General features: G+C 71.9%; 25 protein-coding genes. 11 read left to right on the top strand and 14 right to left on the bottom strand.

The features are described 5' to 3' along the window. Positions 1-167 precede the first annotated feature (167 nt). Complete coding sequence (locus E1286_RS31265) at positions 168-530, bottom strand: hypothetical protein (RefSeq protein ID WP_132618145.1); 363 nt, start codon at positions 528-530, stop codon at positions 168-170. 71 nt (positions 531-601) lie between these two features. Here E1286_RS31265 and lhgO point away from each other — a divergent pair, with 71 nt between their 5' ends. The 4 genes from lhgO (at position 602) to E1286_RS31245 (ending at position 4636) form a co-directional block, all read left to right on the top strand. Further along, complete coding sequence (gene lhgO / locus E1286_RS31260) at positions 602-1792, top strand: L-2-hydroxyglutarate oxidase (protein WP_132618144.1); 1191 nt, start codon at positions 602-604, stop codon at positions 1790-1792. Between the two features lie 17 nt (positions 1793-1809). Continuing rightward, positions 1810-2502 (top strand): response regulator transcription factor, encoded by a 693-nt coding sequence (locus E1286_RS31255; protein ID WP_132618143.1) that lies wholly within the window; start codon positions 1810-1812, stop codon positions 2500-2502. Then, positions 2502-3914 carry a sensor histidine kinase gene (locus E1286_RS31250; protein ID WP_132618142.1) on the top strand — a complete coding sequence of 471 codons (1413 nt, stop codon included), beginning with the start codon at positions 2502-2504 and terminating at the stop codon, positions 3912-3914. Before E1286_RS31255 ends, E1286_RS31250 begins: the two co-directional genes overlap by 1 nt. 65 nt (positions 3915-3979) lie before the next feature. Next, complete coding sequence (locus E1286_RS31245; protein ID WP_132618146.1) at positions 3980-4636, top strand: response regulator transcription factor; 657 nt, start codon at positions 3980-3982, stop codon at positions 4634-4636. Here E1286_RS31245 and E1286_RS31240 read toward each other — a convergent pair. After that, the gene (locus E1286_RS31240) at positions 4633-5433 is read right to left on the bottom strand and encodes an SDR family NAD(P)-dependent oxidoreductase (RefSeq protein WP_132618141.1); all 801 of its coding nucleotides are present in this window, start codon (positions 5431-5433) and stop codon (positions 4633-4635) included. The two genes, E1286_RS31245 and E1286_RS31240, sit on opposite strands and share 4 nt — an antisense overlap. A gap of 53 nt (positions 5434-5486) precedes the next feature. Between E1286_RS31240 and E1286_RS31235 the strand changes: the two genes are divergently transcribed. Further along, positions 5487-6098: a TetR/AcrR family transcriptional regulator gene (locus E1286_RS31235; RefSeq protein WP_132618140.1), complete on the top strand. Its 612-nt coding sequence runs from the start codon at positions 5487-5489 to the stop codon at positions 6096-6098. Here E1286_RS31235 and E1286_RS31230 read toward each other — a convergent pair. After that, positions 6090-6713: a class I SAM-dependent methyltransferase gene (locus E1286_RS31230; RefSeq protein WP_132618139.1), complete on the bottom strand. Its 624-nt coding sequence runs from the start codon at positions 6711-6713 to the stop codon at positions 6090-6092. The genes E1286_RS31235 and E1286_RS31230 overlap by 9 nt on opposite strands. Before the next feature lie 39 nt (positions 6714-6752). Between E1286_RS31230 and E1286_RS31225 the strand changes: the two genes are divergently transcribed. Genes E1286_RS31225 through E1286_RS31215 form a run of 3 tightly spaced genes read left to right on the top strand, consistent with a single transcriptional unit; the run spans position 6753 to position 10943 of the window. Continuing rightward, complete coding sequence (locus E1286_RS31225; RefSeq protein WP_165969996.1) at positions 6753-7193, top strand: MerR family transcriptional regulator; 441 nt, start codon at positions 6753-6755, stop codon at positions 7191-7193. Between the two features lie 58 nt (positions 7194-7251). Next, entirely contained in the window at positions 7252-9138 is a 1887-nt protein-coding gene (locus tag E1286_RS31220; RefSeq protein WP_246075379.1) for a dynamin family protein, read from the top strand. Beyond that, the gene (locus tag E1286_RS31215; RefSeq protein ID WP_132618137.1) at positions 9135-10943 is read left to right on the top strand and encodes a YfjP family GTPase; all 1809 of its coding nucleotides are present in this window, start codon (positions 9135-9137) and stop codon (positions 10941-10943) included. The genes E1286_RS31220 and E1286_RS31215 overlap by 4 nt, the downstream gene beginning before the upstream one ends. A gap of 10 nt (positions 10944-10953) precedes the next feature. On the opposite strand, the gene E1286_RS31210 is transcribed toward E1286_RS31215, so the two are convergent. The 3 genes from E1286_RS31210 to tdh form a co-directional block, all read right to left on the bottom strand. After that, positions 10954-11856: a LysR family transcriptional regulator gene (locus E1286_RS31210; protein WP_132618136.1), complete on the bottom strand. Its 903-nt coding sequence runs from the start codon at positions 11854-11856 to the stop codon at positions 10954-10956. A 78-nt stretch (positions 11857-11934) separates the two neighbouring features. Beyond that, positions 11935-13104 (bottom strand): glycine C-acetyltransferase, encoded by a 1170-nt coding sequence (locus tag E1286_RS31205; RefSeq protein ID WP_132618135.1) that lies wholly within the window; start codon positions 13102-13104, stop codon positions 11935-11937. Beyond that, positions 13104-14348 (bottom strand): L-threonine 3-dehydrogenase, encoded by a 1245-nt coding sequence (tdh, locus tag E1286_RS31200; protein ID WP_246075378.1) that lies wholly within the window; start codon positions 14346-14348, stop codon positions 13104-13106. Before tdh ends, E1286_RS31205 begins: the two co-directional genes overlap by 1 nt. A gap of 247 nt (positions 14349-14595) precedes the next feature. On the opposite strand from tdh, the gene E1286_RS31195 reads away from it, so the two are divergent. Further along, positions 14596-15768 carry a Gfo/Idh/MocA family protein gene (locus tag E1286_RS31195; RefSeq protein WP_132618134.1) on the top strand — a complete coding sequence of 391 codons (1173 nt, stop codon included), beginning with the start codon at positions 14596-14598 and terminating at the stop codon, positions 15766-15768. A gap of 263 nt (positions 15769-16031) precedes the next feature. On the opposite strand, the gene E1286_RS31190 is transcribed toward E1286_RS31195, so the two are convergent. The 7 genes from E1286_RS31190 to E1286_RS31160 form a co-directional block, all read right to left on the bottom strand. Beyond that, positions 16032-17108 (bottom strand): SPFH domain-containing protein, encoded by a 1077-nt coding sequence (locus tag E1286_RS31190; protein WP_132618133.1) that lies wholly within the window; start codon positions 17106-17108, stop codon positions 16032-16034. 4 nt (positions 17109-17112) lie between these two features. After that, complete coding sequence (locus E1286_RS31185) at positions 17113-17544, bottom strand: NfeD family protein (RefSeq protein WP_132618132.1); 432 nt, start codon at positions 17542-17544, stop codon at positions 17113-17115. Between the two features lie 75 nt (positions 17545-17619). Then, a complete protein-coding gene (locus tag E1286_RS31180; RefSeq protein WP_132618131.1) occupies positions 17620-18774 on the bottom strand; it encodes a L,D-transpeptidase in 1155 nt (384 codons plus the stop codon). Positions 18775-18850: 76 nt separating this feature from the next. After that, positions 18851-19954 carry a fumarylacetoacetase gene (fahA, locus tag E1286_RS31175; RefSeq protein ID WP_132618130.1) on the bottom strand — a complete coding sequence of 368 codons (1104 nt, stop codon included), beginning with the start codon at positions 19952-19954 and terminating at the stop codon, positions 18851-18853. After that, positions 19951-20721: a hypothetical protein gene (locus tag E1286_RS31170; RefSeq protein WP_132618129.1), complete on the bottom strand. Its 771-nt coding sequence runs from the start codon at positions 20719-20721 to the stop codon at positions 19951-19953. The genes fahA and E1286_RS31170 overlap by 4 nt, the downstream gene beginning before the upstream one ends. Beyond that, positions 20718-21887 (bottom strand): homogentisate 1,2-dioxygenase, encoded by a 1170-nt coding sequence (locus E1286_RS31165; RefSeq protein WP_132618128.1) that lies wholly within the window; start codon positions 21885-21887, stop codon positions 20718-20720. Before E1286_RS31165 ends, E1286_RS31170 begins: the two co-directional genes overlap by 4 nt. 81 nt (positions 21888-21968) lie before the next feature. Next, positions 21969-22598, bottom strand: coding sequence for an IclR family transcriptional regulator (locus tag E1286_RS31160; RefSeq protein WP_132618127.1), 630 nt, complete (start codon positions 22596-22598; stop codon positions 21969-21971). 80 nt (positions 22599-22678) lie between these two features. On the opposite strand from E1286_RS31160, the gene E1286_RS31155 reads away from it, so the two are divergent. After that, positions 22679-23335, top strand: coding sequence for a hypothetical protein (locus E1286_RS31155; RefSeq protein ID WP_223190577.1), 657 nt, complete (start codon positions 22679-22681; stop codon positions 23333-23335). Positions 23336-23377: 42 nt separating this feature from the next. Next, complete coding sequence (locus tag E1286_RS31150; protein ID WP_132618125.1) at positions 23378-24508, top strand: NAD(P)/FAD-dependent oxidoreductase; 1131 nt, start codon at positions 23378-23380, stop codon at positions 24506-24508. Between the two features lie 75 nt (positions 24509-24583). Here the strand turns inward: E1286_RS31150 and E1286_RS31145 are convergent, their stop codons facing one another. Next, positions 24584-25129: a pyridoxamine 5'-phosphate oxidase family protein gene (locus E1286_RS31145; protein WP_132618124.1), complete on the bottom strand. Its 546-nt coding sequence runs from the start codon at positions 25127-25129 to the stop codon at positions 24584-24586. Positions 25130-25511 lie beyond the last annotated feature (382 nt).

Below are 25511 nucleotides of genomic sequence, written 5' to 3'. Positions count from 1 at the left end.
GTCGACCCCGGTGGCCGCCTCCGGGAGCGCGGGGCTGACGGCCAACGACGTACTCATCTGGCTGGCCGCCGCCGTGGCCGCCATCGGCGTGATCACCTTCCTGGCCCGCCGCACCCGCTGACCCCCTCGGGGCCCGCCGTGCGGAGCCGTGAAGGAGGAAAGAGCGGTCAGCGGCGGGAGGTGAAGAGGTCGCCGCGGAGGGCGCGTTCGACGGCGGCGATCGAGCGGGACAGCCGCACCAGCCGTGGCCCCTCCTGGCGGTAGGTGTCCAGGACGGCCTCGATGGCGTGCGGCGGCAGGTGGCCCTTCAGATCCACCGCCGCCGCCCGGTAGCCGGCGCGCGCGGCCTCGACGGCCGAGTTCACGTGGTGGCGGGCCATCGCGGCCAGCGCCACCGGGTGCCGCTTGAGCACCTCGTACGCCCGGTAGTCGGGCGGCACCGCGTCGAGCAGCCAGGCCACGGCCGAGGTCTCCCAGTCAGGAACGCTGGGCGGGCGGACCTCGGCGGGCCACTCCGGCGGGACGTACATGGGAAACATCGTACTCATGTTCGATTCGTCCGGATGTGGCGGGATGAGACGGTAGGCCGGAAAATCGAGGTGTGACGGAGAAGATCGGGATCGTGGGCGCGGGCATCGTCGGGCTGGCGGTGGCGCGTGAGCTGGCCGCCGCCAGAGGTGCCGAGGTGACCGTGCTGGAGAAGGAGGAGCGCGTCGGCGTCCACCAGACCGGCCACAACAGCGGCGTCGTGCACGCGGGCATCTACTACCAGCCCGGCTCGCTCAAGGCCAGGCTCTGCCGGGAGGGCGTGGCGCTGCTCAAGGAGTACTGCGCCGCCCACGGCCTGCCGTACGACGAGGTCGGCAAGCTGGTCGTGGCCTCCACCCGCGCCGAGCGCCCGCAGCTGCGCGCACTGGCCGAGCGGGCGCGGGCCAACGGCGTGCCGGGCATCGCCGAGCTGGACGCGCTCGGTCTGCGCGAGATCGAGCCGCACGCGGTCGGCGTCGCCGCCGTGCACTCGCCGCACACCGCCGTTTGCGACTTCCCGGCCGTCGCCCGCAGGCTCGCCCAGGACGTGGCCGAGCTGGGCGGTTCCGTGCGTCTCTCGCACCCGGTCAGGGCGATCAGGGAACGGGCCGGACGGGTGGAGGTGCTGGCCGGGCGGCGCGGGTTCGCCTTCGACCGTCTGGTGGTGTGCGCCGGGCTGGGCACCGACGCGGTGGCCCGGATGGCCGGGGCGCCGGGCGAGGTGCGGATCGTGCCGTTCAAGGGCGAGTTCTACGCGCTCCAGGGAGCCGCCAAGGACCTGGTCAGGGGCCTGATCTACCCGGTGCCCGACCCGCGTTACCCGTTCCTCGGCGTCCACCTGACCCGGCAGATCGGCGGCGAGGTCCTGGTGGGGCCGAACGCGGTGCTCGCCCTCGCCTACGAGGCGTACGACGGGCGCGGCTTCCGCGACGCCGGGCGGATCCTCGGCTGGCCGGGAACGCTGCGCATGGCCAGGACCCACTGGCGTACCGGGATCAGGGAGACCTACGGCTCGCTCGTCAAGGGCGCGTTCGTCAGGGGAGCCCGGCGCTATGTGCCCGAGCTCACCGCCGCCGACCTCGTCCGGGCTCCCGGCGGCGTCCGTGCGCAGGCCGTGGCCAGGGACGGCCGCCTGGTGGACGACTTCGTGGCGGACGTCCAGGGCCGGGTGGTGCTGGTCAGGAACGCCCCTTCGCCGGCGGCCACGTCCAGCCTGGCCATCGCCCGGCATATTGCCGGAATTGTCCCAGCACTCGTCCGATGAGGGCATCCTAGGTGGTGATGGAATCACGCCTGCTGATAGTCGAGGACGACCCCAACATCCTCGAACTCCTCGCCGCGAGCCTGAGGTTCGCGGGTTTCGACGTGACCACCGCCAAAAGCGGTCAGGACGCCGTCGCAGCCGTTCAACGGCATCGCCCCGACCTGATGGTGCTCGACGTGATGCTGCCCGACCTCGACGGGTTCGAGATCGTCAAGCGGCTGCGCGGCGGCGGGGTGCGCACGCCGGTCGTGTTCCTGACCGCCCGTGACGAGACCGAGGACAAGATCCGCGGCCTCACGATCGGCGGCGACGACTACGTGACCAAGCCGTTCAGCCTGGAGGAGGTCGTCGCCCGGATCCACGCGGTGCTCCGCCGCACCAGCGGCGACGGGCAGGCGCCGGCGCCCCGGCTGACGTTCGCCGACATCGAGCTGGACGAGGAGAGCCACGAGGTGTGGCGCGGCGGGCACGCGGTGGCGCTGTCGCCGACCGAGTTCAAGCTGTTGCGCTACTTCATGACCAACCCCGGCCGGGTGTTGTCCAAGCCGCAGATCCTCGACCACGTGTGGGACTACGACTTCCGCGGCGAAGTCGGCATCGTCGAGTCGTACGTCTCGGTGCTCCGCAGGAAGATCGACAATCGCAGCCCCCGGCTCATCCACACGCTGCGCGGAGTCGGCTACGTCCTGCGCCTGCCACCGGGCCCCTGATGCGTGGCCTGCCGCTGCGGATCAAGCTGATCGCGGCCATGCTGGCGCTGCTCGGGTTCGGCCTGAGCTTCATCGGTCTGGTGAGCGTCTCGGTGCTGCACGGCTACCTCATCGACCGCGTCGACAGCCAGCTCAGCCTGCTCAGCGTCCGCATGCACAAGAAGGTGCTGAGCGACTGGAAGAAGGACCGCGAGACCGCCGACCGGCCGATCACCATCGAGTCGGACGCGGTCGTGCTGGTCAAGGAGCCCGGCGGCGTGTTCGAGCCGATGCTCGACGACCGCGACGTCGACCTGAAGCCCAAACCGGTGTTGTCACCCTCGCCGGGCGCCGACCCCTACACCGCGCCGGCCGTCACCGGCGACGGCGAATGGCGGGTGCTGGAGAGCGAGGTGCAGCGCCGCACGCTCGTCGTCGCGGTCGACCTGGAGGAGGTCGACGCCATCACCACCCGGCTCGTGCTCATCGAGCTGCTCGGCGGCGGCGGCATCCTGCTCATCCTGGCCGTGGTCGGCATCACCATCGTCCGCCGCAGCATGCGCCCGCTCGCCCAGATCGAGCGCACGGCCGAGGCCATCGCGGGCGGCGAGCTGGGCCGCCGGGTGCCGGACGGCGACCCCCGTACCGAGGTGGGCCGCCTGGCCACGTCGCTGAACGGCATGCTGGCGCAGATCGAGACGGCGTTCGCGGCGCGGTCGGCGTCGGAGGCCGCGGCCCGGCGCTCCGAGCTGCGCATGCGCGAGTTCGTCGGCGACGCCTCCCACGAGCTGCGCACCCCGCTGACCTCGATCCTCGGCTTCGCCGAGTACGCCCGCCAGAACCCGGGCGCCGACCCCGCCGAGCTCATGCAGCGCGTCGAGCAGGCCGCCGGCCGGATGAGCCTGCTGGTGGACGACCTGCTGCTGCTGGCCAGGGTGGACCAGCAGCGGCCGCTCCAGACGCGCCCGGTGGACATGCTGGCCCTGGCCGCCGACGCCGTGCAGGAGGCCAGGATCCTCGCCCCCGAACGGGCGATCAAGCTGGACGTGGTCGGCGGCGCCGCCCTCATCGTCTCCGGCGACGAGGTGCGCCTGCGCCAGGTCATCAGCAACCTCGTCACCAACGCCATCGTGCACACCGAGCCCGGCTCGCCGATCGTCGTCCGGGCCGGGGCGGATGCCGAGACCCTGTTCGTCGAGGTCGTCGACAACGGCCCCGGCCTCACTCCAGAGCAGGTCGAGCGGGTCTTCGAACGCTTCTACCGGGCCGACTCCGCCCGCTCGCGCCGCCGTTCCGCCGAGGACCGGGGCAGCGGCCTGGGGCTGGCCATCGTGCAGGCGCTCGTCCGGGCCCACGGGGGCACGGTCACGGTCGAGAGCTCGCCCGAGTCCGGCTCGACCTTCCGGGTGGAACTCCCACTCGCCTTGGAGTGACCGTTCAGGAAAACCTCAGGTCGTTGCGTCACGCTGACTAGGTGACGAAGCCCGAGGCGCTGATCATGGTCGTGGACGACGAGCCCAGTATCAGGGATCTGCTCTCCGCCAGCCTGCGCTTCTCCGGGTTCGAGGTGCTCACCGCCGCCGACGGACAGGAGGCCGTCGAGGTGGCCGAGCGGGCCTCGCCCGACCTCGTGGTGCTCGACGTGATGCTGCCCGATCTCGACGGGTTCGAGGTGGCCAAGCGGATCTCCGCGCCCGTGCTGTTCCTGTCCGCGCGCGACGCCACCGAGGACAAGATCGCGGGGCTGCGGATCGGCGACGACTACGTGACCAAGCCGTTCAGCCTGGAGGAGGTCCAGGCCAGGATCAGGGCCGTGCTCCGGCGTACGCAGGGGGAGGCCGCCCCCGTCAGCAGGCTGAAGGTCGCCGACCTGGAGCTGGACGAGGAGTCGCGCGAGGTCTGGCGCGGCGGCCGGCAGGTGCGCCTGTCACCCACCGAGTACAAGCTGCTGCACTACTTCATGGTCAACGCCGGGCGCGTGCTGTCGAAGGCGCAGATCCTCGACCACGTGTGGAACTACGACTTCGGCGGCGACGCGGGCGTCGTGGAGTCGTACGTGTCGTACCTGCGGCGCAAGGTGGACGACGTCGAGCCCCGCCTCATCCACACCCTGCGCAGCGTCGGCTACGTGCTGCGGGAGCCGCCCGCCGGTTAGTGGACGCCCAGGATGGTGCCGCCGTCCACCCGGAGCGTGGTGCCGGTCACGTAGTCGGCGAGCGGGCCGCTGAGGTAGAGGACCGCGGCGGCGATCTCCTCCGGCCGGCCCAGCCGGCCGATGTCGTTGGGCACCGACTCCTCGACCACCCTGCGTTCGATCTCCTCCCACGTCTCGCCCCAGCCGCGGGCCGGGGCGAGACTGGTGAAGTGCCGCTGGGCGGTGTCGACCAGGATGGCGCCCGGGGCGACGGTGTTGGAGGTGATCCCGCTGCCCTTCAGCTCGCGGGCCAGTGACACCGTGAGGTTGTGGCGGGCGGCCAGACTGGCGTTGTAGTCGGGCAGGTCGGCGCCCGGCTGCAGGGCGAGCCCGCCGCCGATCTGGATGAAGCGGCCCCATCCGCGTTCGCGCATGCTCGGGAGCAGCCGCTTGACCATGCGGACCACGGAGATGACGTTGGTCTCGTAGATGTCGCGCCAGTCGTCCACGGACGCCTCGTCCCACGTACGGCTGGGGTAGGCGCCGGCGTTGTTGACCAGGATGTCGATCGGGCCGCCTTCGAGTGCCGCCTCGGCCGCGGCGTCGGCGCCGGCGTCGGTGGTCAGGTCGCCGATCGCGGCGCGGGCGGTGCCGCCGGTCGCGCGGATGGCGGCGGTGACGGCCTCGGTACGGGCGCGGTCGCGGCCGTGGGCGACCACGTCGGCGCCCTCGGCCGCCATCGCCTTGGCGATGACCTCGCCGATGCCCGAGCTGGCGCCGGTGACCAGCGCGCGCCTGCCTGTCAGGTGCAGATCCATGGTGTCCTCCCATGTCTACAGTCGTAGACTTTTTCGAGTCTACACTTGTAGACATGACCGACAGCACCCCGGCCGACCCGACCGAGCAGGAAGGCCGCGGCGCGCGTCGCCGCGACGCCGCCGTCACCCGGCAGGCCATCCTGGACGCGGCGGTCGCCGCGTTCACCCGGCACGGGTACGACGGGGTGGGCGTACGCGACATCGCCAGGAACGCGGGCGTGACCGCGATGCTCATCAACCGCTATTTCGGGTCGAAGGAGCGGCTGTTCGCCGAGGCCGTCGACGTGGCCTTCGCCCCGCGCACGGTCATCTCCGGCACGGGCGCGGACCTGCCCCGGGCGACCGCCCGCGCGCTGGTGACACGGACGGCCCCGGACGCGGAGGAGCTCGGGCCGTTCCTGCTCCTGCTGAGGTCGGCGGCCAACCCGAGCGCCGCCGCGATCATGCGCGAGGCCATCGCCCGGCACGCCGGGCGGCACCTCACCGAGGAACTGTCCGACGGGGTCAGCGCGGAGCTGATGCTCGCCGTCCAGGCGGGAGTGTGGCTGATGCGCAGCGTCCTCGGCACGACGGCGCTGGCCGAAGGGGAGCCGGAGGAGCTCGCCGGGCGGATCGAGTCGCTCTTCCAGGTGCTGGTGACGCCGGACGGTCCGGGGTCACGGTGAGTCGCGGTCGGCGAGGACGCAGGCGGCGGGCGGGTCGAGGTCGAGCAGCTCGATCCGCGTCCTGGTGAACCCGGCCGCCACGAGCAGATCGCCGAGCGTCCGGGCGGCCGCCAGCGAGGTTTCCCTGGTGGCTCCCTTGGCGCGCGGCTGGGAGACCAGGGCGATGCGCCCGCCGGGGGCGAGCCGCCCGCGCAGGTCCGCCAGCCGTTCGGCCGGGGCAGTCCAGAAGCCGAGGGAGTTGACGGCCAGGACGGCGTCGAAGGGGCCGGCGAGGGCGGGCGGCAGCCGTTCGACGGCGCCCAGGCTGAGCGTGACCCGGCCGGCCCTGATGGCGGCGGCGTTGCGCCTGGACGCCTGCCGGAGCATCACGGCGGAACGGTCGATCCCGTACACGTGCCCCGAGTCGGCGACCCGGCGGCTCAGCTCGGCGACCGCGATGCCGGGGCCGAACCCGATCTCCAGAACCCTGTCCCCGGGCCGGACGCCGAGCAGCCCGGCGGCCCAGACGATACGCCGGCGGTTGGACGGGCGGTGCGCCAGCACCCAGCCCACCACGCGCCCGGCCGCGCCCCGGGGATGGCCGAACTGGGTCACGAGGATGCGTCTGATGTCCATGACCCGCAGCCAACCCCTTCACGTACGCTTGAAGGCAAGATGACCGAGCTGACTGTCGGCGAGTTGGCGCGGCGCACCGGCGTCGCCGCCTCGGCGCTGCGTTACTGGGACGCGGTCGGGCTGCTGCCCGCCACCCGGGTCTCCGGGCAGCGGCGCTACCCGGAGACGGCGGTCTCTCTGGTCGGGGCCATCCTGCTGCTTCGCGACGCCGGGTTCTCGCTGGCCGAGCAGAAGGCGCTCGCCGCCGCCCGCCCTGCCGACCCTGCCGAGTGGCGGCGGCTGGCGCGGCGCAAGCAGGCCGAGCTCGACGACCAGATCGCCACGGCCCTGGCCGCCCGCGAGGCCATCGCCCACGCGCTGCGCTGCGTCCATCCGGACGTCCACGACTGCCCGACGTTCCACGGCGTCGTCGCCGCCCGCCTGTCCGGCAAGCCCCTCAGACAAGCCCACACACACGACACCGACCCGGCGGACCGCTGAAGGCATCCCCTTCGCGGTGGACCGCTGAAGAGGGCCTGCCGTGGGTAGCGTGATCGGTATGGACCTGCTGGGTGCGCTGGAGTCCCTGCGCCGGCCGCTCGACCGCGACCTGTTCCCGCTCGCCGTTGGCGACGCCGGGGCGGAACGGCGCGCGTTGCGCGAGCTGACCGGCCAGCTCGACGACTACCTGCTGCCCAGGCTGCGCGCCATCGACGCGCCGCTGCTCGCCGTCGTCGGCGGCTCCACCGGGGCGGGCAAGTCGACGCTGGTCAACTCGCTGGTCGGGGCCGACGTGACCGAGCCGGGCGTGCTGCGGCCCACCACGCTGGTGCCCACGCTCGTGGTCAGCCCCGCCGACCGGACCTGGTTCATGGGCCAGAACGTGCTCCCCGGCCTCTCCCGCGCCACCGGCTCGGGGCCGGGCGCGCTGCGCGTGATCACTTCCGACACGCTCGGAGAAGGGCTGGCGCTGCTCGACGCCCCCGACATCGACTCCGTGGTGACCGCCAACCGCGAGCTCGCCGCGCAGCTGCTGGCCGCCGCCGACCTGTGGTTGTTCGTCACGACCGCCGCCCGGTACGCCGACGAGGTGCCGTGGAGCTTCCTGCGTTCGGCCCGTGAACGCAGCACCGCGCTGGCCGTCGTCCTCGACCGGGTGCCGCCCGACGCGGTGGAGCCGGTCTCCCGCGATCTCACCCGCCTCCTCGCCGAGAACGGCCTTGAGGGCACCCGCCTGTTCACCGTCCCCGAGGCGCCGCTGCCCGACGAGAAGGCCCGGCTGCCCGCGTCGTACGTCGGGCCCATCTCGTCCTGGCTCGCCGAGCTGGCCGCCGACGCCGCCGAGCGGTCCCGCGTCGTACGCCAGACGCTCTCCGGGGCGCTCGACAGCCTGTCCACCCGGGTGCCGGCGCTGGCCGCCGCCGTCGATCGCCAGCAGGCCGCCTTCGACGGGCTGCGCTCCATCGTCTCGGGCGCGTACGCGGGCGGCATGGCCGACTTCGACGCCGGCATGCGCGACGGGTCGCTGCTGCGGGGCGAGGTGCTCGCCCGCTGGCAGGACTTCATCGGCACCGGCGACCTCATGCGCTCCCTGGAGAGCCGGGTGGGCTGGATCCGCGACCGGGTCGTCGGCTTCTTCACGGGGAAAGTGCCGGAGGCGCAGCTGCGCGACGCCCTGGAGAGCGGCGTGGAGTCCCTCATCAGGGGCGCCGCCGACGGGGCCGCCGAGCGGGCCCTGGAAGGCTGGTCGGCCGCTCCCGGAGGCCCCGGCCTGCTCGAACGCCTCGGCGCCGTCGAGGCCGCCCGCCTCGGCCGCGCCTCACCCGACCTCGCCAAGCGTGCCGAGGTGGCGGTGCGCGGATGGCAGGAGTTCGTCCTCGATCTCGTACGCGAGGAAGGCGGTGAGCGCCGTACGGCGGCGCGGGTGGCGTCGTTCGGCGTGAACGGCGCCGGGCTGCTGCTCATGCTGGCCGTGTTCGCCTCCACGGGTGGGCTGACCGGGATCGAGGTGGGGATCGCGGGCGGGACGAGCGTACTGTCGCAGAAGCTGCTGGAGGCCGTCTTCGGCGACCAGGCGGTACGGACGCTCACCATCCGGGCACGCGACGACCTGCGCGAACGCGTGCGCACCCTGCTGGACGAGGAAGCCGCCCGCTTCACCGCCATCCTCGAAACGGCCGAGCCCCCGAAGGGCACCTCGGCCGCCCTCCGCGAAGCCGCCCGCCAGATCCACCGCCACCGCGCCACCCTGCCCGCCACGACGGGCCTGCCGGCGCAGGAACCCGGTGAGCGACGCGGTACGGGAACGCGAGAGATGCCGGTCCCGGAGCCCCCGACGCGGGCGGAGGGCGATGACCCCGATGCGTCCACGGCGGAGTTGCCGGTGCTGGGGGAGGGGCGGCGTTCTCGCGGGCGGGGCGACGCCGGACCTGAGGAGGCGTCGTGAAGCTGCTGCGGCGCAAAGAGGGGCCGTCGCTCGATGCTCGGGTGGATGCCCTGCTGGAGGCGGCGTCGCTGGGCGAGGGGCGGCTGTCGGAGCAGGCCGTGTCGGCCGCCCGGGCGGTGGCCGAACGTGCCGGGGCACGACGGGGGCTCTCCATCGACCACACCGTGGCCGCTCTGGCCGGCGCCACCGGGAGCGGGAAGTCGTCCCTCTTCAACGCTCTCGCGGGTGACGAGGTGGCGGCCGTGGGCGTCACCCGGCCCACGACCTCCACGGCCCAGGCGGTTCTCTGGGACGGCGAGGGCGCGGGTCCGCTGCTGGACTGGCTCGACATCCCGCAGCGCCACTCCGCCCGGTCCCACGCCGACACCGGAACGCCTGACATGTCCGGGCTGGTCCTGCTCGACCTGCCCGACCACGACTCCATCCGTCTGTCCCACCGCCTGGAGGTCGACCGTCTGGTCGAGCTGGTGGACCTGCTGGTATGGGTGGTCGATCCGCAGAAGTACGCCGACGCCGCACTCCACGAGCGCTATCTGCGCCCGCTGGCCGCGCACCGTGACGTGATGCTGGTGGTCCTCAACCAGGTCGACCGCCTGCCCGCCCAGGCCGTCGACCGCTGCCTGCGCGACATGCGCCGCCTGCTGGACGGCGACGGCCTCACGGACGTGCCGGTCATCGCCGTGTCGGCGCGTACCGGGCAGGGGATGGACGACCTGCGCAAGCTCCTCGGTGACCGCGTCGCGCAACGTACGGCCTGGTCCGCCCGCCTGGCCGCCGACGTCACGACCGCCGCCGCCCACCTGACCACCGCCGGCCCCGCCGCTCCCGAGCCGGAGCCGGTCGCGTCCGGTGGCGTCCTCACCCAGCGCCGGGCCGAGCCCGTCGGAGAGGGCGTGACGCCACAACCGGCGGGTGAGGGCAAGCGGCTGGAGGGGGCCGGCAGGGCGCTCACCGGGGCGCTGTGCGCGGCGGCCGGGGTGCCCATCGTGGTGGAGGCCGTGGCGAAGGGGCACCGGCACCGCGCCGTCGTCGCCACCGGCTGGCCGGTCACCCGATGGGTCCGGAGGTTCCGCCCCGACCCGCTGCGCAGACTCCGCATCGGCGTCGCCCCGACCACGAAACCCGAGCTTCCCGCCCGCGCGAAACAGGACGAAAAGCCTGTCCGCGTGTCCGTTCCCGGCGGGGACGCCGGTCGCGCGGCCGCTCCGGAGCGGGTGCCTGGGGGGATCGTGGGGCGGACGTCCGTTCCGGCGGCGTCGGTGGTGCAGCGGGCTCAGGTCGAGACGGCCATCAGGGACGTCGGTGAGGTGGCCGCGTCCGGGCTGCCGGGACCGTGGGCGGCCTCGGTGCGGCAGGCGGCGCGGTCGCACGCCCGTGAGCTCGCCGACGCGGTGGACCGGGTGGTGGCCACGACCTCGGCCGGCGCGACGAAGCGCCCGCGCTGGTGGCGGGCGGTGAACGTGCTGCAGTGGCTGGTGTTCGCCGCCATGCTGGCCGGGGTGGTCTGGCTGGGCATCCTGTTCGCGGTGGACTATCTGCGCCTTCCCGAGCCGCCGGTGCCGACCGCCGGGGAGGTGCCGTGGCCGACGGTGCTGCTGCTGGGCGGCGTGGCGGCGGGCGTGCTGATCGCGTTGTTGTCGCGGCTGACGGCCTGGGCGGGCGGCGCGCGCCGGGCCCGCCGTACGGCCAAGGCCCTGCGTACGGCCATCGACCAGGTCGGCGCCGAGCTCGTACTGGAGCCCGTGAAGGCGGAGCTGGAGACGTACGACCGCTTCACCGACGCCCTCACCCGCGCCCGCGCCTGAAGCGGCACGTTCACTGCGACCCGAGTGAGCCGCCGACCGTGCACAGGGCCGACAGGAGCGGGCGCAGCAGCGGATGGGCCTCCGAGCCGCGGCGTACGGCGGCGAAGACGCGGCGCTCAGGCCCCGGCGTGTGCCGCACCACGACCCCCGGCGCCGCCATGTCGCGCAACGCCAGCCGCGGCACGAGAGCCACCCCGGCCCCCGCCCCGACCAGCGCGACCACGGCACGGAAGTCGTCGGAGCAGTGCACGAGGTTCGGCGTGAACCCCACCTGCTGGCACGCGAACGTGATCACGTCGTGCACCGGATTGCCCGGATAGGGCCCGATCCAGGTCTCCGCGGCCAGCGACACCAGCGTGGCCGACTCGGCCAGCGGATGGCCCTGCGGAAGGACCAGGTCGAACGGCTCAGCGTAGAGGGGGCTGCGCCACAACCGGCGATCCGAGGCGTCGGGAGCGCCCCGGTATTCGACGGTGACGGCCAGGTCGGCCTCGCCGTCCAGCAGCATGGCCAGGCTGTGGTCGCCCTCGGCGTCGAGCACCCGCACCCGCAGTCCCGGCGCGGACGCGCGCAGCGCCGCGATAGCGGGGGAGAGCGCCGCGCTGATCGCCGTCGCGAAGCAGGCCACGGTGACCTCGCCCGCCTCACCGGTGGTGTACGCGGCCACCTCGGCCTCGGCCCGTTCCAGCTGGGCGAGCACCTCGTTGGCGTGCCCCAGCATGATCTTGCCGACGGCGGTGAGCCGGACCCCGCGCCCGTCGCGGGTGAACAGCCGGTGGCCCACCTCGTGCTCCAGCGCGACGAGCTGCTGGGACACGGCGGATGGGGTGAGGTGCAGCGCCGCCGCGGCCGCGGTGACCGTGCCATGATCGGCCACCGCACGCAACGTCCGCAGCCGCCGCGTGTCGATCATGGCCTCACTCCGTTCGGCGGCGCTCCTCCTGGCGACGGGGCCCGCTCGCGTGGGAGTGCCGTCGCCAGGTGAGGATACTCAGCCCCGAGCCTGGACGAACGCCTGGACGGCGCGGTCGACGTCCTCCGTGGAGTGGGCGGCGGAGAGCTGGACGCGGATGCGGGCCTGGCCGTGCGGGACGACCGGGTAGGAGAAGCCGATGACGTAGATGCCCAGGTCGAGCAGTCGTTCGGCCATGGCGCCCGCCTTGGTGGCATCGCCGATCATCACGGGCACGATCGGGTGGTCGCCCGGCAGGATGTCGAACCCGGCCTTGGTCATCTCGCTGCGGAAGCGCGCGGTGTTGGAGCGCAGCCGTTCGCGGGCGTCGGCGGAGGTCTCCAGCAGGTCGAGGATGCGCAGCGACGCCGAGGCGATGACCGGGGCCAGGGAGTTGGAGAACAGGTACGGGCGCGAACGCTGGCGCAGCAGCTCGCAGATCTCCTTGCGCGCCGCGACGTAGCCGCCGCTGGCCCCGCCGAGCGCCTTGCCGAGGGTGCCGGTGATGATGTCGATCCGATCGGTGACGCCGTGGAGCTCGGGCGTGCCCCGGCCGGTCGGGCCGACGAAGCCGACGGCGTGGGAGTCGTCGACCATGACCATCGCGCCGTAGCGGTCTGCCAGGTCGCAGATCTCGCGCAGCGGGGCGACGTAGCCGTCCATGGAGAACACGCCGTCGGTGACGATCAGCCGCCTGCGCGCCTCGGAGGCCTCCTTCAGCCGGGCCTCCAGCTCGGCCATGTCGCGGTTGGCGTACCGGAAGCGCTGGGCCTTGGACAGGCGGATGCCGTCGATGATGCTGGCGTGGTTGAGCGCGTCGGAGATCACCGCGTCCTGCGCGTCGAGCAGCGTCTCGAACACGCCGCCGTTGGCGTCGAAGCAGGAGCTGTAGAGAACGGTGTCCTCCATGCCGAGGAACTCCGACAGGCGGCCCTCCAGCTCCTTGTGCACCTCCTGGGTGCCGCAGATGAACCGTACGGACGCCATGCCGAAGCCCCAGCGGTCGAGCGCCTGCTTGGCGGCCTCGATCACGGTGGGGTCGTCGGCCAGGCCCAGGTAGTTGTTGGCGCAGAAGTTCAGCACCTCGCGGCCGGCCACGCCGACCTGGGAGCTCTGCGGGGTGGAGATGATGCGCTCGGGCTTGAGCAGCCCGGCCTCGGCGATCTCGTCGAGCGTCGTACGCAACTGCTCCCGCACGTTCGTGAACATCAAGCGCTCCTGTTCATGGTCGCGGCCGCTTCGGCCTGCGTTGGCTCGTTCCTCGCGCTCTCCGGCCGAGCTCCTCCGCGCCTGTTCATGGTCGCGGCCGCTTCGGCCTGCGTTGGCTCGTTCCTCGCGCTCTCCGGCCGAGCTCCTCCGCGCCTGTTCATGGTCGCGGCCGCTTCGGCCTGCGCTGGCTCGTTCCTCGCGCTCTCCGGCCGAGCTCCTCCGCTCCAGTCCAGAATGACCTTGCCGGTGCGGCCGCTCGCGGCCGTGTCGAAGGCGGCGTCGAAGTCTCGGTACGAGAACCGATCGGTGATCACGGGGGAGAGGTCGAGACCTTTCTCCAGCAGGACGGACATGTTGTACCAGGTCTCGTACATCTCGCGGCCGTAGACGCCCTTGATCGTGATCATGGACGTCACGACGGTGGCCCAGTCGATGGCGAACTCCTCGGCGGGCAGCCCGAGCATGGCGATCTTGCCGCCGTGCGTCATGCTCGCGATCATCTGCCGGACGGCCGCCGGGTTGCCGGACATCTCCAGACCCACGTCGAAGCCCTCGCGCAGGTGGAGCTGCCGCATGCCCTCGTCGACGGGGGACCTGGAGACGTTGAGCGCGAGCGAGACGCCGAGCTTGCGGGCCAGGTCGAGACGTTCGTCGCTGATGTCGGTGATCACCACGTTGCGCGCGCCGACGTGGGTGGCCACGGCCGCCGCCATCAGCCCGATCGGGCCTGCCCCGGTGATCAGCACGTCCTCGCCGACAAGGGGGAAGGACAGCGCGGTGTGCACGGCGTTGCCGAACGGGTCGAAGATGGCCGCGATGTCAGGATCGACCGGTACGCGGTGCACCCACACGTTGGAGGCGGGCAGCGTGACGTACTCGGCGAAGGCGCCGTCGCGGTTGACGCCGAGGCCGACCGTGTTGCGGCACAGGTGGCGGCGGCCGGCCATGCAGTTGCGGCACTTGCCGCAGACGATGTGGCCCTCGCCGCTGACGAGGTCGCCGACGGAGATGTCCTCGACGCCGGGCGCGACCTCGACCACCTGGCCGGAGAACTCGTGGCCGACGATGAGCGGAAGCTTGAGCGTGTGCCGGGCCCAGTCGTCATATTTCCTGATGTGGAGGTCGGTGCCGCAGATCCCGGTGCGTAGCACCCGGATCTTCACCTCGCCTGGCCCCACCTCCGGCTCCGGCACGTCGACCAGCCAGAGCCCAGGCTCGGCCTTCTCCTTGACCAGCGCTTTCATGGCACCACTTCCCCCTCTACGAACCTAACGCACTGTGCCCGCTCGGCTCGGCACGTGTCCATCGAGGGATTCTTAAGTGCCCCCACAGCTCTCCTTCACGCAACGACCGCAGCCGCCCGTACGTCCCGATGGTGCGCAAAGGTGCGCGATCCGACCTAGTTATTTGCATAAATCGGTACTAATCTCCGAATCGAGCCCGTACCCTGCGGACCGGGCAACGCGGTCCGATCACGTCGGAAGGACACCAGTGGAAGACCTGCGCATCGGAGTGATCGGTCTCGGGCTGCGGGTGAGCATCGCCCTGGCCGCGCACCGCCCGGGCAGGGGCTCGGTCGTGGCGGCGCTGTGCGACTCCGACCCGGCGGTGCTCAAGCGGCAGGCCGGGCGGTTCGAGGCGGACTTCCTCACCGAGGACTACCGCGAGCTGCTCGACCGGCCCGACCTCGACGCGATCATCGTCAACACCCCCGACGACACGCACGAGCGCATCGCCATCGACTGCCTCCAGGCCGGCAAGGCCGTCTACCTGGAGAAGCCGATGGCCATCACCGTCGAGGGCTGCGACAACGTCCTGCGCGCCGCCCGCGACACCGGCACCCGCCTGTACGTCGGCCACAACATGCGCCACATGGGCGTCGTCCGGCTGATGCGCGACGTCATCCGCAAGGGCGTCATCGGCGAGCCGAAGACCGTCTGGGTGCGCCATTTCATCGCGTACGGCGGCGACTACTACTTCAAGGACTGGCACGCCGACCGCACCCGCACCACCGGCCTGCTCCTGCAGAAGGCCGCCCACGACCTCGACGTCGTCCACTGGCTGGCCGGCGGCTACACCACCCGGGTGAACGCCCTCGGCGACCTGATGCTCTACGGCGACCTGCCGCGCCGCGAGCCGGGCACGCCGCGGCCGGAGGGCTGGCTGGAGGAGTACGACTGGCCGCCGACCGCGCGCAAGGACCTGCACCACGTCATCGACGTCGAGGACGTCTCGGTCATGAACATGCGCCTGGACAACGGGGTCATCGCCGCGTACCAGCAGTGCCACTTCTCACCCGACTACGTGCGCAACTACACGGTCATCGGCACCGAGGGGCGGCTGGAGAACTTCGGCGACGGCCCCGGTGACACGGTGAAGGTCTGGAACACCGGGCCCAGCGGCCACCGGGACGACTGCGACATCGCGTACAAGGTGCCGGCCGCCCAGGGCTCCCACGGCGGCGCAGACCCGCAGATCCTCGCCGAGTTCTGCCGGTTCGCCCGCGAGGGCGGCGCGACCGACACCTCTCCGGTGGCGGCCCGGATGAGCGTCGCCGCGGGCTACATGGCCACGCTGTCCCTACGCGACAACGGCACCCCGTACGACGTCCCCCCACTGGACCCGGATCTGGCCGCGTACTTCGACAACGGCCAGACACGCTGAGACAGGAGCCGTCTCAGGAAGGGGCCTGGCGATGACCACCTGTGACGACCTGCCAGCCGGATCACGCGAACACGCCGGATGAGGACAGTCGACATATGTGGATATGTCGATGTGCGCCCTGATACGGGACGGGGACAGGGCGGCGTTCGGGGAACTCTTCGACGGCTGTGTCGCACTGACCGCGCGGCGGAGAGGGGGCCGCCCGCCGGTGAGCGGGCGCCCCCAGGGTCGCTCGGCGTCCCCCGGGTCTTGAGCGGCCGGAGTCAGCGTTCGGCGTCGGAGGGTTCGCGGTCGTGGGCCGGGAACGGGGACGGGTCCGGGACGGCCTGGGTGAGCTGGCGGGGGCCCTTGGGGCTCTCGGCGTCCTGGGCGTCGGCGACCGCCTCGGCCGCCGCCTCCGAGGCCCTGGCCACCTCCTCGTCCATCTCGGCCGGCTCGGGCCGGTCTTCGCGCGTCGCCTGCGAGGGCGGCAGCGCCTCGGTGAACGCCTTCGAGACCCCCTGCAGCGCCGAGGTGACCTCGCTCGGGATCACCCAGAACGTGTTGCCGCTGCCCTGCGCAAGCTGCGGCAGCACCTGCAGGTACTGGTACGCGAGCAGCTTCGGGTCGGGGTCGTTGCGGTGGACCGCCTGGAAGACCTGGTCGATGGCCCGCGACTGGCCCTCGGCCTCCAGGATGGCCGCCGCGCGCTGGCCCTCGGCGCGCAGGATGCGGCTCTGCTTGTCGCCTTCCGCGGTGAGGATCTGTGACTGACGCTGGCCTTCCGCGGTGAGGATCGCGGCGCGCTTGTCGCGCTCGGCCCGCATCTGCTTCTCCATCGCGTCCTTGATGGTCTTGGGCGGGTCGATGGCCTTGATCTCGACGCGGTTGACGCGGATGCCCCACTTGCCGGTGGCCTCGTCGAGCACGCCGCGCAGCTGGCTGTTGATGGTGTCGCGGGAGGTGAGGGTCTTCTCCAGGTCCATCGAGCCGACGACGTTGCGCAGCGTGGTGACGGTGAGCTGCTCGACGGCCTGGATGTAGTTGGCGATCTCGTAGGCCGCCGCCCGAGGGTCGGTGACCTGGAAGTAGAGCACCGTGTCGATCTCGACGACCAGGTTGTCCTCGGTGATGACCGGCTGGGGGCGGAAGGAGACGACCTGCTCGCGCAGGTCGATCACGGGGTAGACCCGGTCGATGTACGGGATGACGAAGTTGAGGCCGGGCTTGAGCGTGCGGTGGTAGCGGCCGAGGCGCTCGACGTTGCGGGCACGGGCCTGAGGGATGATCCGCACGGCCTTGAACAGCGTGACGGCCGCGAAGAGTATGACGAACAATCCGACTATGAACAGCGGATCCATTGGATCACTCCCGGGGATAGACGAGGGCTGTCGCCCCCTCGATCTCGATGATGTCGACGGCCGCTCCGGTGGGGATGACGAGAGTCTCGTCGTAGGCGCGTGCCGACCATTCCTCACCTCCGACGCGCACGCGACCGTCGCGGCCCGTCACCTCGGAGACGACGTAAGCGGGTTTCCCGACGAGTGCCTCCACACCGAACCGCTGCAACTGCGGCTGCTGTATATGACGCATCGCGACCGGCCTGAGCACGAACAGGCCCGCCGCTGAGGACACGGCGAAGAAGATTAACTGCAAGGGGACGGGCAGCCCGATTGCCGCGGTCGCGGCGGTCAAAAGAGCGGCGGCGCCCAGGAGACCGAGCGAGGCGGTGAGCGTGAAAATCTCGGCCACGCCGAGGACGACTGCGAGGATTACCCAGATGATCCATGCGTCCATGTCTTTGGCCCTCCTGAAGGGGCAACGGGCCGGACTTCGTCGGTGGTTCCCCCTCCTTCCAAGGTAGTCCTCATATCAGCGCTCCGGCACCCGCACCAGTGCGCTTCCTTGCCGCCATTTCTCCCATGACAGCTGCCAGAAACCCCAGCCGTTGTCCCATGCGAGAGGGCGGTCGGTGCCGGTGATGACGACCGGATCGCCGCGCAGGGAATTTTCGTAGAACCAGGCCGCCCGGCCGGGCCCGGCGTTGACGCAACCGTGACTGACGTTTTCCCGGCCCTGCGCCCAGACGTTGTCCTTGGCGTGCACGTACTCGCCGCTGTCGGAAATGCGTACGGCGTGGTCGATCATCAGGTCGTAATAACCTGGCTCGCCTTCCTCGCGGCCCGGGGAAATCATCCGCACCGGATTTCCCTTCTCCATCGTCAGGTGGACGCCGCTGGTCGTGGTGTATTCGCGCGTGGTCGCCATGCCGGCGCTGATGGGCATGCGCTGCACCGGTTCTCCGTCGCGGGTGACGACCATCTGGTGAGTTTTCGTGTCGACGGTGCTGATCTGGTGGCGGCCCACGGTGAAGGAGAACGTGGTGTCGGCGCCGCCGTACAGGCCGCCGGCGCGCAGGCCGGCCAGGTGCGCGGTGACGGTGACGGTCTGCCGCGGCGCCCAGTACGCACGCGGGCGGTAGACGACCCGCGTGTCGCCCACCCACCGCCAGGCCCCCTCGACCGGCCGTGCGGCGGTGACCTCCAGCGCCCGCTCGACCGCCGCCCGGTCGGGCACGGCCCGGTCGAAGTCGAGGATGATCGGCATGCCGATGCCGACGGTCTCCCCGGGCAGCGGCGTGGTCGCGGCCACCCGGAACGTGCGGGGCAGCGGTCGGGTGCGGACGCGGCCCATCGTCACCGCGGCCGGCACCCCCTCGCGGACGGCGGTGGCCGTCACGGTGTATTCGCTGGCGGGTTTGAGCGTCCAGTCGGTGCGCCACGTCGTGCGGGAGGGGTCGAGCCGGCCGGGCACGGGCTCGCCGCCCTGGGTGACCAGCACCTGGCTGAGCGTGCCGCCCTGCGCCGTGACGACCAAGCCGCGGTCGGTGCGGGCCTGGACGCTGTCGAACGGCGGCCAGACGCGCACGACCGGAGGCGTCGCCGGGGTCTCCGCCGTGACCGAGCCGCACCCGCACGCCAGCACAAAAGCGGCCAAAGCGACACAGAACAACACGGCACGCCGCATGCGACTCCTGCTTTCCGAGGGACGGGGAGTGATCCCAAGATTAGCGGTCTGTCACTATGCAAGCACGCCAAGTAACTTATCCGACGGTTCCCGACACCTCGCCCAATGTCAGGTCGCCCGCCGTGGCCCGGATGGTGACCGTGTCGCCGTCCTGCAGGAACGTCCGGGTCTCGCCGCCGGGCAGCTTGATCGGTTCGGTCCCGTTCCAGGTCAGCTCGATGAACGAGCCCCGCTGGTCGGGCTCAGGGCCCGAGACCGTGCCGCTGGCGAACAGGTCGCCCGTGCGCAGGGAGGCGCCGTTCACCGTCATGTGGGCGAGCATCTGGTCCGGCGTCCAGTACATCGCCGAGTACGGCGGCCGCGACACGACCTCCCCGTTCAGCACGATCTCCAGGGAGATGTCCAGGCCCCAGTCACCCTGCCGGCGCAGGTAGCCGCCCGGCTCCGGGTCCTGCGGGCGGCCGGGGACGCGCGGCAGCGCCTCCAGCGGCGTCACCCAGGGCGAGACCGACGTGGCGAACGACTTCCCCAGGAACGGCCCGAGCGGCACGTACTCCCACGCCTGGATGTCGCGCGCGCTCCAGTCGTTGACCAGCGTCACCCCGAACACGTGATCCTCGAACGCCCCCGCCGGCGAGCCCATCTCGGTCGGCACGCCGACCACGAACCCGAGCTCCGCCTCGATGTCGAGCTTGCGGCACGGCCCGAACTCGCCCGGCCCGAGCTGCCCGTGCGGGCGCCTGACGGGCGTGCCCGACACCACGACCGTGCCCGCCCGGCCGTGGTAGCCGACGGGCAGGTGCCGCCAGTTGGGTTGCAGCGGCTCCGAGCCCGGGCGGAAGATCCGGCCGATGTTGCTCGCGTGCTCGATGGAGCAGTAGAAGTCGACGTAGTCGGCCACCTCGAAGGGCATGTGCAGGCGCACGTGCTCCAGCGGGATGAGGTGCGGCTCGGTGACCGCGAGGTCGCCGGTGAGCTTGTTCCTGATGAGCGTCCTGGTGTCGTGCCAGGCCGTGCGGCCCCTGGCCATGAACGGGTTGAGCGACGGCGCGGCGAACACCTCGTCGTGCAGCGCGGGGGCCAGGTCGAGCACCCGATCGCCGTGGCGCACCCCGACCCTCGGCCGTTCCCCGGGGCAGGAGAAGACGCCGTAGGGCAGGTTGTCCACACCCCAGCTCACCGGCGGGCCTCCTCGATCAGGCCGAGCGCGTGCAGGTCCTCCAGGGGCGCGCTGGTGTTGCAGGAGCCGTAGCTCACCAGCAGCCGCCGCGCCTGCTCGGCGGTGTCCTCGTTGACGCCGCCCGCCATCCGGACGAGGTGGCCCACGTCGGTGGTGCGCAGCACGGGCGCGGGGTCGCGGCCCTCCACGGCCTCGCAGACGGCCAGCAGCAGGTTGAGGAACCCGTGCCGGTCCACGCCGAGGGAGGGGTCGAAGTGGCGTATGGCGTGGTGCAGGCCGGCCGTGGCCTTGAACGGGACGTCGTTGTCCGCACAGAACCGGATGAACTGCGCCAGATGCTCGACCGGCGGGAACTTGTCGGCCGTCGTGCCGCCGCAGCGCACCTTCAGCCCCGTGCCGGGGGGCACGCTGAGGCCGGGCCGGCCCGCCGGGATCTCCACGAACAGCCGCACACCGGGCGGCAGCGACAACCCGGCGACCAGCGTCTCGATCGGCGTGTCGGGTGGCAGCAGGGTCTCCACGAGGTCGACCGGGAGGTCGCCGAAGTCGGGCACCTCGTCGGTGTCGAGGATCAGCCCGACGCGCCGGGGGCGTACGTCCTTGCCGCGCAGCCGTTCGATCCGGCTCGCCGGGCACAGCAGGCGGTGGGTGAGCACGGGGTGGCCTGACTCCAGGTCCCGCATGTGGCGCGCCAGCGCCTCGTCCATGTGCAGGGACGTCGGCGGGAACAGGCCCGCGTCGTCCACCAGAGCGGCGTAGAGAATCATCGTGCCCAGGTCCAGGCGTATCCGGGGTCCTCGCAGGACAAAGCGTCCCTGCCGAGGTCGAGCGGGCGGAACGTGTCCACCATGACGGCCATCTCGCTCGTCGTCGTGACGCCGCGTCTGACCGCGTCGATCACCGCCTCCACCGCGCCCGGCTGCGGCCCGTGGGTGAACCCGGCCGGGTGCAGCGAGATCGAGCCGACGTCGATGCCGGAGCCCTTGCGCGCGGAGTAGTCGCCGCCCACGTAGAACATGAACTCGTCGGAGTCGACGTTGTGGTGGTTGTACGGGATCGGGATGGCCTCGGGGTGGTAGTCGAGCGGCCGCGGGCAGAAGGAGCACACCACGAACCCGGGCCCCTCGAACGTCTGGTGCACCGGCGGCGGCGCGTGCGTCCTCTTCACGATCGGCTCGAAGTCGTTGATGTTGAACGCGTACGGATAGAGGTAGCCGTCCCAGCCCACGACGTCGAACGGGTGGTTGCGGTAGACGAGCCTGGTCAGCCCGCCTCGGGTGCGTACGAGGACGGGCACCTCCTCGCCCTCCACGGTGAACGGCTCGGCGGGGGCGCGCAGGTCGCGCTCGCAGTAGGGCGCGTGCTCCAGGAACTGGCCGTACTGCGACAGGTAGCGTTTCGGCGGCCTGATGTGGCCGGACGCCTCGATGGCCAGCACGTTGACCGGCCCGTCGGGCACCCAGCGGTGGATGGTGCCGGTCGGGATCACGACGTAGTCGCCCTCGCCGGCCTCGATCACGCCGTACGTCGACTCGAAGCGCACTCGTCCGCGCTGCACGTAGACGCACTCGTCGCCCATGGAGTTGCGGTAGAGCTCGCTGGGCCGGTCGCTGGTGGCGTACGACAACCGGACGTCGGCGTTGCCCGCCAGCAGCATCCGCCCCGCGATCAGGTCGCCGGCGCCGGCGAGCTCCTGGGTGCGGAAGTGACGCGGCGAGAGCGGCACGTTCGGCTCCAGCCGGGTGGCCGCGGCGGGCGTGACCGCCTCGGCCTTGATGATCGCGGTGGGCAGGTGACGGTGGTAGAGCAGCGATGAGTCGGACGAGAAGCCCTCCTCGCCCATCAGCTCCTCGGCGTAGAGGCCGCCGTCCGGCCGCCTGAACTGCACGTGCCGTTTACGCGGCACCTCTCCCACGACCCGGTAGTACGGCATACGCACCCCGCTCTTGGCGTCCGTTAATCGGACACTGGTGTCCTCTATACGTGCTTACCGTCCGCCATCGTCCGGGTGATGTCAACCCAGCACGGCGGCCAGCTCGGCGGCAGCGGCCACGACGCGCGGCCCGGTGGCCTCCTCCAGCGGCCCGAACGTCACCACCCCGACGGACGCCTCCAGCCACGGCAGACCGGGGACCGGCGCGGCGACGCCACGTGCCCCTTCCTGCAACTGCCCCTCAGAGAGGAAGTAGTCGTGCCGCCCTTCGCGCAACGCCAGGATCGCCTGCCCAGCCGCCCCTTTCGCGAGCGGATGCCGTGAGCCCTCCCGGTAGGCGACGTGCATGTGGGTCCAGGACGGCTCCACCACGGCCACCGCGAGCCCGTCGTCGCCCTCGGCCACGGTCAGGTGCGCGGTCGCGCCGACCTGCTCGGCCAGCCGCCGCAGCGTCGGCACCGCCGCCGCCCGCAGCAGCGGCTGAACGGCCTGGGCCAGCGCCAGCACCCCGAACCCCAGGTGCACCCGGCCCTCGGCGTCACGGCGTACGAACCCCTCGCTCATCAGCGTCGTCAGCAGCCGGTACACCACCGGCCGGCTCAGCGACAGCTCGGCGCTCAGCTCGGTCGGCGTCCGCCCACCCCCGCCGTCGGCGAGCAGGCGCAGCAGGCGGAGCCCGCGTTCCAGGGTCTGAGCTGATTCGGCGGCCATGCGACCGATTATGGGACGCCCCCGGGGTGACGCCGGCCGAGGAAGGGGTACGTATCCGGCCACGGGAACGGGGGGTGACGATGCGGCAGTGGTGGGTTCTCCTGCTCGCCGGGCTGGCTGTGTGCGCGGTGGCGCCGATCCTGTCCTCCATCAACGCGCCCATGGTGGAGATGTCGCGCGAGACCCCGGTCGAGCCCCGCGAGCTCAACCTGGTGCATCGCGACCTTCCGGACGGGCTCCTCGTCGAGGACACCGTCTACCTCACCGAGGGCATCGAGGTGGACGAACGGCTGCTGGCCGCGGGCAAGGACGTCGCCTTCCGTCCGGGCCACCTGGCCGCCGGCGTCAGGGTCGACAGGAACGGCCGCCTCTACGGCACGCCGCAGCGAGCCGGCACGTACGTCGCCTCGGTCGAGGGCTGCGCCGGACGGGCGTGCGATCAGGACGACCTGACCCTCGTGGTGCTCGGCAACGTGCCGTGGCAGCCGCGTGAGCTGGCCTTCCCCGGCCGCACCGGCGTCGCGCTCGACGGTGAGATCGGCGTCGACGGCGGGCCGGCCGGCGTGCTGCCCACCTTCACCGTGACCGACGACGACAAGCTGCCCGAGGGCGTGAGCATCGGGCCCGACGGCCGGGTGGGCGGCGTCCCGGCGGCGCCGGGCGCGTTCGAAGTGCCGGTGCGGATCTGCGTGGCGGGCAACTGCGCCGGTGTGGTCGTCCAGCTGCTCATCGCCTGACGTCTCTTGCGGCCAAGCCCCTTTTCCGGTCACCGTGTTCTCATGAAATCGGTCATTGTGGTCGGGGCTGGCATTTGGGGCGCATCGCTGGCGTTGCGGCTGGCCGAGACCGGCTGGCAGGTGACGCTGGTCGAACAGCACAAGCCCGGACACGTCCGGCAGTCCAGCGCGGGGGAGACCCGGCTGCTGCGCAGCGCGCACGGCTCGGACGAGTGGTACACGCGCCTCGCGTGGCGGGCCAGGGACGGCTGGCGGCGGCTGGGCGAGCGGGCAGGCGTCACGCTGTACGAGGAGGCGGGCATGTTGTGGTTCGCCGGGACGCCCGACGGATGGGAGCACGCCAGCTCCCAGGTCCTGAAAAATCTGGATATCCCGTGCGAGGTGCTCGATCCGGCCGACGGCCGCCGGTTCTTCCCCGACTTCCGCGGCGACGACCTGAGCTTCCTGCTCTGGGAGCCGCACGCGGGCGTGATCAGGGCCAGGCGGGCCACCCAGGTGACCGCCGCTCTCGCGCAGGCCGCCGGGGTCCGGCTGGTCAGGGCGCGGGCGGTGCCGGTGGCGGGCGACGGGGCGCCGTACGCGTGCGCGGTCGAGGTGGACGGCGAGGTGCGGCACGCCGACCGGGTGGTGTGGGCGTGCGGCGCGTGGCTGCCCGCGCTGTTCGACGGGCTGCCGATCACCGTGACCAAGCAGGACACGCTGCACTTCGCGGTGCCGCCCGCGTGGTCGGTCCCGGAGACGCCCGCATGGGTCGACCACGGGGCCTCGGCGTACGGGCACGGTGATGTGGACGGCGTGGGGATGAAGGCCACCTCCGACGCCGAGGGGCGGCCGTACGAGCCGGAGCACGGCGCGCGCACGGTCGACCCGGAGAGCGTCGAGCAGGCCAGGGCCTACCTGGGGCGCCGCTTCCCGTCCCTGGCCGAGGCGCCCGTGCTGTTCACCCAGGTCTGCCAGTACGCGCTCACACCCGACGCCGAGTGGCTGATCGCCGAGGCCGCGCCCGGAGTGTGGCTGCTCGGCGGCGACTCGGGGCACGGGTTCAAGCACGCCCCGGTGCTGGCGGAGTACGTGGCGGGCGTACTCGACGGCGACCACGCCCCGGAGCCCCGCTTCGGCCTCCACGAACGCCACGAGGCCCGCGGTCTGCGCACCAGCGGCCGCATCGGCTGAGTGTTTGACCCTGACCTTGGCAGCCCCGGCACGCCCTCCCCCTGGCGGCCGGGAGCTTCCTTGTGCTCAGGCCCGCTAGAAGGTGTAGCGGGTGTGGCTGAACACCTGGCCGTCGTGCCCGAAGCCGTACGCCGTGCCGGGTGCCACCGCGAACAGCAGGTCGTCGCCTCTGCGGATGCTGTCGCCAAAGCCGTAGAACGTCCCCTCCGGCGAGGTGATGTGGTCCCCGTACTGCGCCTCGAACGCGGCGATGACCTCGTCCTGCCGCGCCGGATCCGTCACCCGCTCCGCCGTGCCCTCGATCACGATGTCGAGGCCTTCGGCGAGTGAGTTGTGCCCTGTGGTGAGTGCGCAGTTGGCATTGCCGGCCAGGTTCTTGGCCTTCTGCTCGCCCGGCCCGGTACTGAAGTGCAGCGCCCCGTCGTGCCAGGCGGCGATCAGCGGCGTGACGTGCAGCCGGCCGTCCGGCCGGACCGTGGTGATCCAGAAGACCTCGGCGGCCCGCAGCTGGCGCTGGGCCTCGGCCCAGTCGGTGGCGGTGACGTTCTCCGCGCCCGGGCGCGGGTTCAGCGCGGAGCTGTAGCGGGCGTCGAGCTCGGTCTTGGGCTGCTTCGGCGTCATGCGGAACCCTTTCCCTCTTCCTGCGACCGTAGCCGAGCGGAGAACAGGGTCTTCACCTTCCTTTCCGCCAAAATTCGGCGGCTTCGCAATGCCGTCTTCCGCCTCAGACGGGAGGTGGTGCGCTGCAAATATCGGCGGTGTATACGCCGTTGAGCGTGATGGCCTGGCCGGAAGGGAGCGGCGTCGCTCCATCATGGCCAGGCCAGCCTTGGCTGCCTGGTCGCCGCCGTTGTAGTCGTCCAGGGCGTCGAGACGCCCACTGACCGAGCACTGGGCCGTACCCCCGGCTCGCCGGCCTGAGCCGTCCGGCGGCAGGGCGCTGCGGTGGGTCAGCGCGTCTGCGGCTCGTCCCTACCGGGCCCTGGGGCGGGCTGGGGGAGGC

The organism is Nonomuraea terrae (genome assembly GCF_004348995.1).
Lineage (GTDB): Bacteria > Actinomycetota > Actinomycetes > Streptosporangiales > Streptosporangiaceae > Nonomuraea > Nonomuraea terrae.
This window is presented reverse-complemented; position numbering and strand designations above follow the sequence as displayed.